This window comes from Bacillus sp. NH11B, from assembly GCF_001884205.1.
In the GTDB taxonomy this organism is placed as follows: Bacteria; Bacillota; Bacilli; order Bacillales; family Bacillaceae_G; genus Bacillus_A; species Bacillus_A proteolyticus.
The window spans coordinates 92085-104321 of sequence record NZ_MAOG01000020.1 but is presented as its reverse complement, the minus strand read 5'-3'; the positions used below and the strand labels follow the sequence as shown (position 1 = coordinate 104321).

Sequence of the window (12237 nt, the reverse complement as noted above, 5' to 3'; positions counted from 1 at the left end):
TTTATCATAATACATATAAGGCGGGTGAACAGAGATGGAAAGCTATGAAACACAAGTTCAAAGGTCAATTGATTATATTGAGGAAGATGTAATGGAAAAACAAACGCTGCGTAATTTGGCGCGTATTGCAGGTTTTTCTGAGTCGCATTTTCATCGTGTATTTCAGGCGTTAGTAGGTGATACAGTAATGGAGTATGTTCGAAAGAGGAGGTTAGCCCGGGCAGCTTATCAACTTTCTCATACGGATGAAAAAGTTATTGATATCGCATTTGAGCATGGCTTTCAATCTCACGAAACGTTCACGAGAGCCTTTAAAAAATTATTTCAAATGACACCAAGTGAATATCGAAAACAAGAAATCGAAACACCGATGTATTACAGAGTGAATGTAAAGCAAAGAAAATTAAATCCGTATTTAGGAGGCATACAAATGGAATATCGTATTGTAAATAAACCAGAATTTTTAGTGGCGGGTTATGAACTGAAGACGACAAGTAAAGAAGGAAAAAATCATCAAGACATTCCAGCATTTTGGCAAGAATATTTACAAAAAGATCTTGGAACGACGATTCCGAATCGTAAAGATACGAGCCAATGGGTAGAACTTGGATTATGTACTGATTTTAATTTAGAGACAGGGGACTTCACTTATATTATCGGAATGGAAGTTACAGACTTTGAAAATGTACCAAATGCAGTTGCAAAGCGTACATTCCCAGCTGCGACATATGCAGTATTTACAACGCCGAAAGTTCCTCATGAAGAAATGGTATCGTCTATTCATCAAACATGGAATGCAGTATTCTCAGAATGGTTCCCGCACTCAGGATATGAGCATTGCGGAGTTACAGAATTTGAGCTATACGATGAGCGTTCCCATGCAGATAAAAGTGAGTTTGCTCAAGTTGAGCTTTGGATACCAGTGAAGAAGAAATAATAAGAGGAAAAGTGAACCACTCAGTGGTTCGCTTTTTTATCATATAGGTTGCCACATTTGACGATTTTTGTCGGTAAATCGATATATCTTGAAAATCGCTGATATAATTTGAGTTGCGCCGATATAAATTCATGTACCGTAGAACTAATACGAAAAACCACTTCATAATTTCATTCACCGAAAAAAATTCCTCAAAAAAAAGACGCCCTACAGCGTCTTTCCTATGAACTAAACGGAAACATAAGTATAATCGTCGTTCCTTTTTCAAGTTCACTATCAATGGAGATCGTTCCGTTATGAGCATGAACGAGCTGTTTTGTAATGGCGAGGCCAAGTCCAGTTCCGATGTTGCTTTCTTCTGTATTCGTTCCTCTGTAGTACCGCTCGAATAGAAGTTCTTTCGTTTTATCGTCCATACCTTTTCCATCATCTGAAATAGATAGTGTAAAGAAGTTAGCATTTTGCGAAAGTTTTACGATTACGTTTGTCGTTTCATTATTATGTTTTACAGCGTTTGCGAGTAGGTTTTCGATAATACGCTGGAACCATTTTTCTTCAATAAAATATTGGATTTTGCTTGAACTTGGCACAAATTCAATATTTTGATTTTGTAGTGTTGGGTTATTAATAAATTGTAATAATACTCTTTGGACGAACTGATTAATTTCAACATTTACGTGTTGCGCAGGAAGAGTATCATTTTTTAATTGATATGTTAAGCTTAAGTCGTCAATTAATGTAGTCATATATTGAGATTTTTCTTTCATTACATGGCCAAATTGTTGAATGTCTTGATCAGTCCAATTATATTGCTTCGATTCTAGTAATAATGCATAGCCGTATATAGAGCTAAGCGGTGTTTTTAGATCATGCGTCAGGCCGGTAATCCACTCTTCACGTGTTTGTTGCAGTACTTTTCTCATTGCATCGTTCTTTTTCAAAGTAATAGAAAGGTGCTCTAGTGAGTTTGTAACATCTTTAAATATACGGAATGACCATTTTTCTTTACCGGAGCGCCGGAACCGAACAGGTTTGCCTTTTTTACTAACAGGTTCTTCATATTTTCCTCCGGCTATGTTTTTAAGCCAGCGCATCGTATGTAATAAAGGCTTTCCAAACTTATTTCCATACCAAATTGAAAGAATGACTAAATAAACAAACACAATAAGGAGGATTAAGCTGCATCCGATTAGAAGTTTCTTGGTAAATACATCATCTAATTCATCATCTGGATAATAATGAGCGTTTGGGGCGGATACAACGACGAGATGACCGCTATTTGAATCGTAAAAACTAGATGTATTTTCTTTATAATTCCACGGTTCTTTTTCATTAAGAGCCGTTTTTATGGCTGAAAATGTTTTTTTCTTCCCAGTTGGATAGGAAAAAACTTCTTCTCCATTGTTATTAAATATTTGTAGTGTTGCTTTTTCTTTAGAAATTAATTGTTTTTCTTGTTCAGTTAGTGCAAATTCATTTAATGATAAAGAAGGATGTCCTTGTTGTATCGTTTTTAGTAAAGTATTACTTTTTAGTTTGGCACCGTAAATAACGATCGCTGGTTTCTTTTCTAATTTAATCTCCCAATAGTTAAATTTATAAATACTGTTGCTGCTATTCTGTAAATACGTAAGTAAGGATGTCTTTGTGTAAGAGGTAGGAACATCGTTAGGCGTATTAAAGTTGTAAAGGACCTTTCCATCTTCATCTACAATTTGAAGCCAATCACTCTTTTCTTTTATTAAATCTTTTACCTCAGATTTTAAAGTAATTTTATTGTCTTCAGAAGAAATATATTCGGAGATTGTAAAGGTATCATAATCAGAAATATTAGGTTCATATAAAGTACTATTAAGAAGAAAAATTAAATAAGAAAAAGAAGCAACTACTGCGATAAGTAACGTAACTAAGACGAAAACGTGTTGTAAAATAAACTGGATTATAAGTCTCTTATTAAAATTCATATCTTTAACCTACTTTGTAATGAACTTATAGCCAAGTCCACGAACTGTTTTTATGTATTCTGGTTTACTTGGATCATGTTCAATTTTTTCACGTAGTTTTCGAATGTGAACCATAACAGTATTATCATCTCCATTATAGGCAGGTGCTCCCCAAACTTTTTCGTATAATTCTTCTTTCGAAAATACGTAGTTCGGATTCTCACAAAAGAAGAGTAGTAATTGAAAGAGTTGAGCGGAACATTCGACAACGTTTCCATCTACTGTTAGTTCCGCAGAATGTTGATCAATTTCAAATCTCCCAAATGAAATGGAGTGCGTTTTTTGTTCTTGTACGCTTTGCTTCATATGTCTTCGAAGTTGTGCTTTCATACGAGCGACTACTTCAAGTGGATTAAATGGCTTCGTAATATAATCATCGGCACCGTATGAAAATCCAGATACTTTATCTAAATCAGAAGTTTTCGCTGTTAGAAAGAAGATGGGGCAATCCGTTTTTTGGCGAATGATCGGACAAATGTCAAAACCAGACTGTCCAGGAAGCATCACATCTAAAATGATTAAATCGTAATTGTTTTGCTGGGTGAGAGATAAGGCTAGTTCCGCAGAGGTTGCAGTTGTAATATGAGAAAAACCTTCTTTTTTAAGAATGGTAGTTAGTAATTGTAAAATTGCTGTTTCATCATCAACGAGTAAAATATTTGCGTGATACATATGAATCCCTCCTAATTTCCTCGAATATCATATCATCTTTTTGTAACTTATGGAATTTTTAAGGAAATTTTAAGGTTTTCTTTCACAAAAAATTAAGATTCAAATGATATGATAAAAGTAACATGGGGAGGAGATGAATGTGAATCCGTTTCAAACGATGCGAGCTAGATATTTTTTAATTGTATTTGCATTATTAATTTTAATAGCACGAAGTAGTAATGAAGTGCTAGAAAATACATTTCATATACAGAATTCATCTTTTATAAACATTCTTATATTTTATATCCTTCCAATAGTATGGCTGTTTTACGGATATAGAAAGCATCGTGTTTCATTTTCATCATTTATTAATAGAAACGAAACATTTAATCTAGTGCAAGTTTTGTATATCGCAATTATGCTATGTATGTTTAGTTACGGCTATCTTATTTTGTACATGTACAGCTTCGCGTGGATTACACCAGATTTTATAATGAATGCCTTGCATGAACCGATTATAGATAGTACCGGGGGATATGTATATCAATTTATTATGGTCGTATTTATCGCGCCTATTGTCGGAGAGTTTGTTTTTCGAGGATTTTTACTACAGCGTTTTGCAGCAAAATGGGGTACTAGTATAGCGGTGGTCGTTGTAGCACTTTTATTTGCATGCTTACATGTTGATTTCCTTGGTGCAGTTGTGTTTAGCATCGTAATATCAATTGTATATATTCGTACGAAAAGCTTACTCATGCCAATTGCCATTCATATGTTAAACAATGCGTTTGTGCTTAGTTCATCTTTTTTAGTAAGCAGAGAAAAGATAATGAGTTTTGCCGATTTTTCGAACTATACGACATTCTTTCCAGGATTAATTATTTTTATGGCAGGATTAAACTTAGTACTCATCTTTTTATTTGTGAATCGCAAATATTGGAGTAAAGAAGTGCCTGTTATATATGCGGAGAAGGAAAAGAGCTTTTCGAGCATAGTGGGGGATAAGTAAGGTAGAGAAGATGTTTGAGAAAATATTGAAGGAAATGATAGATTCCACTTCTATTAGACGTAAGTACTTCTCCATCAATAATGATTTCATCTTATCGTGTTAGGGACATTAATAATAGTTAGCTTTATTGTGGAAGAAATGATGAGGCGTATCTTCAGACAGTATGTAAAGAACGAAGAAAATTATGTTAGGGCTCATAAAATGTTTGAGAAAGTAGTGGGGACTTTTATTTTATGAAAACTAAATCATCATTAATTCGTAATTTGAAAGGGATGTATAAAATTATATGAATGAAACAATATCGTCAAATAAGTTTTTTTATTTGATTGTACTGAGTTTAGTATTAATTACGACAGTAAATGTTGTTCTTCGCTGGGAGGAAGCTTACTTTTTTATGTATTTAGCGCTCCATTTATTAGGGATTTTATGCATTACGGGCGGAGTAGTTGCTGAGAAAAAGCATGAAGAAAGTATTAATTATATGTGTGTGATGGGTCTTATTTTACTTTTAACTGTACAAGGTATTATGAAATATAGTTCTTTTTCTTTGCAAGATTTTAGTTTATTAATAGATGTGCTTCCTTAAGGCGGATTATTATAACGACGCTAGTTTGTAAGTACATTTCTTATACATAGATTATGAGACAAAGAAAATATTTAAAAATAGGGAAAACTCTTCTTGTAATAGAAGAGTTTTTTTATATAAATTGAACGAGCTAGAACAATTCTCACAATTAGCTTGTTCTAATTTTGAAAGTCCGAACTTACAATAATAATAGACAGGCAGCATAGAGGAGGGAATAGCGTGAGGAAAGTTATTGGGTGGTCGCTTTTTTTGTACGTTGGGTTTGCGTTACTTATATATTGGTATTTATTTGGATGGAATCATGAACTCATTCCAGACATGTATAAAGGAACGAGTGCGGATCCAGAGACTTTTATGAATGCGAGGGAGCTTACGCTAAGCCAAGATTATTCGCGCGTGAAAAACTTACTGTACTTTTTAGCGACGCCTCTTGAATGGATTATTTTATTGTTTGTACTTGTGCTCGGTATTTCAAAAAAGTTTGAGAAATGGTCGAAGGAAACGACAAAAATAAATGTCTTACAAGTTGCGATTTATTTCTTTTATTTATCATTACTGACAACAGTCCTTGCCCTGCCGATGCAATGGATTGGGCGTAAAGTGTCGGTTGCTTACGGTATTTCCACGCAAAGTACACAAAGCTGGATAAAAGATCACGTTATCGATTTTTGGGTTAATTATGCGACGATGTTACTCATTGTTACTGTTCTTTTATGGCTTATCCGTAAATTCCCGAAGAGATGGTGGCTAGCAGGGTGGGCGCTCTCTGTACCGTTTACAATTTTCTTAACGTTCGTGCAACCTGTTATTATTGATCCACTTTATAACGACTTCTCGACGCTGAAAAATAAAGAATTAGAAACGAAAATTTTAGCGATGGCAGATAAAGCTGATATTCCAGCTAAACACGTATATGAAGTAAATATGTCGGAAAAAACGAATTCGTTAAATGCATATGTAACAGGAATAGGCCTTAACTCGCGTATCGTAATGTGGGATACGACGCTTAAGCAATTAAAAGATAAAGAGATTTTATTTATAATGGCTCATGAAATGGGACATTACGTAATGAAACATATATATTGGGGCGTTGCGAGCTATGTCTTGCTATCGTTTATAGGTATGTATTTAATTAGTCGTATTTTAAATATGTGTATTCGAAAATGGGGAGATACGCTGAAAGTTTCAAAAATGGCATGTTTCTCGATTTTACCTTTATTTTTCTTAATTTCTTCTGTACTATCCTTTGCATCACAACCAGCAACAAACTACGTTTCTCGTATAGAAGAACGAGCGGCAGATCAATACGCTTTAAATATGACGAAAGATGGAAATTCAGGTGTGAGAACTTTTCAATACTTATCAAAAACAAGTTTAAGCCAAGTAAATCCGCCTGCGTTAGTGAAATTTTTCTTATACACACATCCACCAATTTTCGAAAGAATTCATACGTTTGAACAATATGAAAAACAGAAGAAGCAGTAGTATACTGCTTCTTTTTATTGTGGAGTATTCGAATTTTGGAAAATTATAGTGTATAATATATGGAATATTCAGTGAAATGTTTAGGAGGTTAATATTTTGTTTCATTCAAAATCAATGCCGGCTATAAAAATGATTCTTTCGATGTCTATTTTCGGATCGATTGGATTTTTTTCTGTCCAGACAGGTTTACCGTCTTTTGAATTAGTATTCGTTCGTTGTATTTGTGCGACTATATTTTTAGCATTATGTTGGTTCGTAACGGGGCAGTACAAAAGTGAGAAATGGAACAAAAAAGAAACCATGCAAATATTAGCTTGTGGTGTATTTCTTGTTTTTAACTGGGTGTTTTTATTTAAAGCGTTTGAAGTTATGTCGATTACAATTGCAATTTCTGTATATCATCTTGCACCGATCATCGTATTAATAATTGGTAGTATTGTATTTAAAGAGAGGTTTACAGTATTTTCTATTATATCCATCATTATTTGTTTTATCGGTACAGTTTTAATAGCTGGAGTAGATGGCAATGTGTCGCTTGAGAAATTAATGTCATCTGGAATGGTGTGGGCACTTCTTGCAGCTTTATTTTATGCATTTACAACGTTGCTCGGAAAAGGAATTAAGCATACGAGTGCGTATGCGATGACATTTTTACAAACATTTTTAGGTATATTTTTACTATTACCATTTATAGATTTCGGAGCATTTCAAGGATTAACACAAACGAATTGGATCATGATTACAGCGACAGGACTTATACATACAGGGTTTGTGTACTATTTGTTTTTTGACAGTTTAAGAGATTTACCGACGAGACTAATTTCTGTATTAGTGTTTCTAGATCCTGGTGTTGCAATTGTATTAGATACAGTCTTTACTGGATTCAGACCGACTAGTATGCAAATTGTAGGGATTGTCCTAATATTTGTAGGGATGGCGTTTACTTTTCGGAAGCCGCGAGATGAAAGAGTGCAAGTATGCTCAGAAGCGTGATTTATTCCAATAATTAAATAATATTGTAAAGATTTTGAGTATTCAATATAATCGAAAAAGAGGTGAATAAAGAAAAAGGTGGATGACTAAAATGAAGAAGTTATTAAAAGTAGCTACATCATTAACGTTAATGGGCGGAATATTTGTAAGTGCAAATGGTGCTTCTGCAAATACTGGCGTGAATCAAAAATCTGGTCCTAATATTATTATAGATTTTGATGATTTATCAAAGGATCACTGGGCATATGATGAAATTGTTGAACTAGTGCATCACCGAATTATGTATGGCTACGGAAATGGGAAATTTGGTGTAGAAGATAATGTAACACGCGAACAAGCAGCGGCAGTACTGTATCGCGCACTAGATTTGAAGCGAAATGTACATATTGAAAATCCATATGGAGATATTGACGGGAAATCAACAATGTTTCCTTATGAAATTTTACAGTTAACAAAGCTCGGTATTTTTAAAGGAGACGAAAATCAGAACTTCCGTCCAAAAGATACGTTAACTCGTGCGGAACTAGCGCAAATTTTGGTGAAAGCATATAATCTGAAAGCTAAACAACCTCATACATTTACAGACGTATCAGAAGATTATTGGGCGAGAGATGCGATTAGTGGGCTACAATCTAATAACGTTGTAGTAGGAACAGGCGATGGGAAGTTTGAACCTGAAATGCTTGTAACACGTGGGCAATTTGCGAAATTCTTAAAAAAGGCAATCGATAATTCACCAGGGAAAATGGAATAAATAAGAGTGTAAAAAAGTACAAGTAGATTATATTTGTGCTTTTTTTGTCTATAAAGTGAAATTTTTATAAGTGAAGGACTTGATTAGTAGATAGTAGAATATTGTATATATAACATCTTTTCAAAAGCTTTTGTCTATCCTTTTGAAAATCAAACAGAGGAACTAGAGCGTAAAGATGGGAATATTTCTTCAAATGATTTGTATACAATTCAGAATACCAATTGGAATTGAGAGCGAATTGGCTCACCTAGTAATCTTCAAAATAATAGATGTTAAAAATGCAATATATTACATAAGGCTTGTAAATACAGCATATGTAATATGAAAAAAGAATTTAGTCTATTATGTTCCATTTTTAATAAAGTGGAAATGAAGGAGAGAGGACAATGAAGAAAAAAATGTTACGTATAATGGCCGCAGCGACTATTATGGGTGGATTGTTGGTAAGTGCAAATGTTCCTAACATAAAAGCAGAAGAATATCCTGAAATGATTGTATTTGACGATGTCCCAGTAAACCATTGGGCATATGATTACATTCTAGATGCGGCATATAATAAAATTATGCTAGGTTATGGAAATGGAAAGTTTGGTGTAGGTGATAACGTAACACGTGAACAAGTGGCGGCAGTACTATATCGCGCACTTAATATAGAACATGAAGGACCGTTAAAAAATCCGTATAATGATATTTCTGAAAGATCAACAATGTTTCCAAATGAAATTTTAGCATTAACAGAACGCGGTATTTTTAAAGGTGATGAGAAGGGGAACTTTAGACCTAGGGAAATAATTACACGTGCAGAAGTAGCGCAAGTTCTTACACAGGCATTTTCATTTGAAGTGAAGCAACAGCATACATTTGCAGATGTACCGAATAATTACTGGGCAAAAAATTCAATTAGTGCTCTGCAATCAAATAATGTCATAGTAGGGACAGGAAATGGAAAGTTTGAACCGAATAAAGTTGTAACACGTGAGCAATATGCAACATTTTTATATAAAGCTATTATTAACTTTCATTTAAAAAATGAATGACGTTAAATTATATTGATATAGTATATTTTAAGAAAAAAGCGCGAAGATAACGCGCTTTTTTCTTGTTTTAAATGGATTATTTTGTATATTTATTATGATGTTCATAGTTTAGTGAATAGTATCATATGGAAAAAACAGGTTAATTTTAGTTACTTTTTATATCGAAAAAATATGATTTAGTAACTTTATTGTTCACTAAGTATAAAAATAAGTATATGAAATAGAGTTCATAAATTAGACAAAACTTATATGGATAAGTGTATTGTTACTTTTCTATGAATTCTTTATATTAGAAAAAAATACGTTTTTAGGGAGAGAACAAAGTGAAGAAAAAAATTTTAAAAGTAGCAACAGCTTTAACAATTATGGGTGGAATTGCATTTAGTGCTGAAGGCGCTACAGTGAATGCTGAAGTAGCTGCTAAGCCTAAGCCACAACAAGCAAGTCAGGCTATCTTTAAGGATGTACCAGCAGGACATTGGTCTTACGAAGCAATTCAAACTTTAGCACAAGAAGAAATTATGCTTGGTTATGGAAATGGCGTGTTCGGTTTTGGTCATAACATAACTCGTGAACAAGTAGCTGCTTTAATTTATCGTACTATCGATTTCAGTGAAGTATTCGAGGAAGGCGATATCCTTGAGAATCCATACAAAGATATTAATGAAAAATCAACAATGTTCTTAGAAGAAATTTTAGTATTAACAGAGGTAGGTATCTTTAACGGTGATGGAACTGGAAACTTTAGACCGAAAGATACACTAACACGTGCAGAAATGGCTCAAGTACTTACAGTAGCATATGAGTTAGAAGTAAAAGGAACACAAGGATTTAAAGATGTACCGAAAGGACATTGGGCATACAATGCGATTAATGCAGTAGGTTCAAATGGTATTTCTGTAGGAGATGGAACTGGAAACTTTGCTCCAAACATGAAAGTAACACGTGAACAATATGCGCAGTTCTTATTTAAAACAATTTTTGAATAAATAATAAAAAAGAGTCAGTGTTATATAACACTGACTCTTTTTTTGTGTGTAACGATGGTAAAAGAATATAGTTTCATAAAAAACAATTAAATTTTCAAAAAAAACTTCCTTTTCTGAAGATTTGTTATATAATATAAAACATAAAATCAAATCTGTTATAAAACAGTTTAAGAAGGGGATGCTAATATGTCGACGCAAACTTCACGGGTTACATTGCCCGGAGAAATGTTACCAGCGTACAACGAAATATTGACACCTGAGGCGCTTAGCTTTTTAAAGGAACTACATGGGAATTTCAACGAACGCCGCACAGAACTTTTACAAAAGCGTGTGGAGAAACAAAAAAGAATTGATGCAGGGGAGTTTCCTACGTTTTTAGAAGAAACAAAGCATATACGTGAAGGTGATTGGACAATCGCTGAGCTTCCGAAAGATTTAGAGGATCGTCGTGTGGAGATTACTGGACCAGTAGATAGAAAGATGGTCATTAACGCTTTAAATTCAGGAGCACATCTTTTTATGGCAGACTTTGAAGATTCGAATGCACCAACTTGGAGAAATGCTGTTGAAGGCCAAATTAACTTGCGAGATGCGAGTAAGGGAACGATCTCACATAAAAATGAGAACGGAAAAGAATATCGGTTAAATAGTAAAACGGCTGTCTTAATCGTGCGTCCGAGAGGGTGGCATTTAGAGGAAAAACATATGCAAGTTGACGGCAAGAACATGTCTGGCAGCTTAGTAGATTTTGGTTTGTTCTTTTTCCATAATGCTAAGACGCTTTTAGCAAAAGGAAGTGGCCCATACTTTTACTTACCGAAAATGGAAAGTTACTTAGAGGCAAGATTATGGAATGACGTTTTCGTATTCGCTCAAAAGTATATCGGTATTCCGAAAGGAACGATTAAAGCGACTGTATTAATAGAAACGATTCACGCTTCATTTGAAATGGATGAAATTTTGTATGAACTAAGAGATCATTCTGCTGGTTTAAACTGCGGGCGATGGGATTATATATTTAGTTTCTTAAAGAGTTTCCGAAATCATAATGAATTTTTACTTCCAGATAGAGCGCAAGTCACGATGACAGCGCCGTTTATGCGCGCGTATTCTTTGAAAGTTATTCAAACGTGTCATCGCCGTAATGCGCCAGCAATCGGAGGGATGGCAGCGCAAATCCCAATTAAGAATGATCCAGAAGCAAATGAGGCGGCTTTTGAGAAAGTGCGTGCTGATAAGGAGCGCGAAGCTTTAGATGGACATGACGGGACTTGGGTTGCCCACCCGGGACTTGTACCGGTTGCAATGGAAGTATTTAATCACATAATGAAAACGCCAAATCAAATTTTTAGAAAGCGTGAAGAAATAAGTGTAACAGAAAAGGATTTATTAGAAGTACCGATGGGAACGATTACAGAAAGTGGTCTTCGCACGAATATTAACGTCGGTATTCAATATATTGCATCTTGGTTAAGCGGGAGAGGAGCAGCTCCAATTTATAACTTAATGGAAGATGCGGCAACAGCGGAAATATCAAGAGCACAAGTATGGCAGTGGATTCGCCATGAGGGTGGAAAGCTAAGTGATGGCCGTAATATTACTTTTAAATTGATGGAAGAATTGAAAGAAGAAGAACTAGCAAAAATAGAAAGAGAGATTGGTAAGGAAGCATTTAAGAAGGGGAGATTTGAAGAAGCTACAAAACTGTTTACAAACCTTGTTCGTAATAATGAGTTCGTGCCGTTTTTAACATTACCGGGTTATGAAATTTTATAAGAAACAAGAAAAGGGGA

Annotated in this window: 11 protein-coding genes and 1 pseudogene; 10 read left to right on the top strand and 2 right to left on the bottom strand. The window is 34.4% G+C overall.

The window, feature by feature from the left end; genetic code table 11:
- Positions 1 to 34: 34 nt before the first annotated feature.
- On the top strand, positions 35 to 937 hold the full coding sequence (locus BAU27_RS05835; protein WP_071744585.1) for an AraC family transcriptional regulator: 903 nt from the start codon (positions 35 to 37) through the stop codon (positions 935 to 937).
- Between the two features lie 221 nt (positions 938 to 1158).
- Here BAU27_RS05835 and BAU27_RS05830 read toward each other — a convergent pair whose 3' ends face one another.
- A complete protein-coding gene (locus tag BAU27_RS05830) occupies positions 1159 to 2901 on the bottom strand; it encodes an ATP-binding response regulator (RefSeq protein WP_071744586.1) in 1743 nt (580 codons plus the stop codon).
- A 9-nt stretch (positions 2902 to 2910) separates the two neighbouring features.
- Positions 2911 to 3612, bottom strand: a complete 702-nt coding sequence (locus tag BAU27_RS05825; RefSeq protein WP_071744587.1) for a response regulator transcription factor — start codon at positions 3610 to 3612, stop codon at positions 2911 to 2913.
- Between the two features lie 139 nt (positions 3613 to 3751).
- On the opposite strand from BAU27_RS05825, the gene BAU27_RS05820 reads away from it, so the two are divergent.
- From BAU27_RS05820 to aceB, 9 genes and pseudogenes are all read left to right on the top strand, one after another.
- Positions 3752 to 4600 carry a CPBP family intramembrane glutamic endopeptidase gene (locus tag BAU27_RS05820; protein ID WP_071770345.1) on the top strand — a complete coding sequence of 283 codons (849 nt, stop codon included), beginning with the start codon at positions 3752 to 3754 and terminating at the stop codon, positions 4598 to 4600.
- A 90-nt stretch (positions 4601 to 4690) separates the two neighbouring features.
- Positions 4691 to 4890: pseudogene (locus BAU27_RS32725) on the top strand (hypothetical protein); the annotation flags it as partial.
- A complete protein-coding gene (locus BAU27_RS05810) occupies positions 4887 to 5186 on the top strand; it encodes a hypothetical protein (protein ID WP_001006056.1) in 300 nt (99 codons plus the stop codon). The pseudogene BAU27_RS32725 and the gene BAU27_RS05810, both read left to right, overlap by 4 nt.
- A 219-nt stretch (positions 5187 to 5405) precedes the next feature.
- Positions 5406 to 6671, top strand: coding sequence for a M48 family metallopeptidase (locus BAU27_RS05805; RefSeq protein ID WP_071744590.1), 1266 nt, complete (start codon positions 5406 to 5408; stop codon positions 6669 to 6671).
- 96 nt (positions 6672 to 6767) lie between these two features.
- A complete protein-coding gene (locus BAU27_RS05800; RefSeq protein ID WP_071744591.1) occupies positions 6768 to 7664 on the top strand; it encodes a DMT family transporter in 897 nt (298 codons plus the stop codon).
- 82 nt (positions 7665 to 7746) lie between these two features.
- Complete coding sequence (locus tag BAU27_RS05795) at positions 7747 to 8418, top strand: S-layer homology domain-containing protein (RefSeq protein ID WP_071770344.1); 672 nt, start codon at positions 7747 to 7749, stop codon at positions 8416 to 8418.
- A 386-nt stretch (positions 8419 to 8804) separates the two neighbouring features.
- Positions 8805 to 9455: an S-layer homology domain-containing protein gene (locus BAU27_RS05790; RefSeq protein WP_071744592.1), complete on the top strand. Its 651-nt coding sequence runs from the start codon at positions 8805 to 8807 to the stop codon at positions 9453 to 9455.
- A gap of 323 nt (positions 9456 to 9778) precedes the next feature.
- Positions 9779 to 10444 carry an S-layer homology domain-containing protein gene (locus tag BAU27_RS05785; protein WP_071744593.1) on the top strand — a complete coding sequence of 222 codons (666 nt, stop codon included), beginning with the start codon at positions 9779 to 9781 and terminating at the stop codon, positions 10442 to 10444.
- A 186-nt stretch (positions 10445 to 10630) separates the two neighbouring features.
- The gene (gene aceB / locus BAU27_RS05780; RefSeq protein ID WP_071770343.1) at positions 10631 to 12220 is read left to right on the top strand and encodes a malate synthase A; all 1590 of its coding nucleotides are present in this window, start codon (positions 10631 to 10633) and stop codon (positions 12218 to 12220) included.
- Positions 12221 to 12237: the final 17 nt, after the last annotated feature.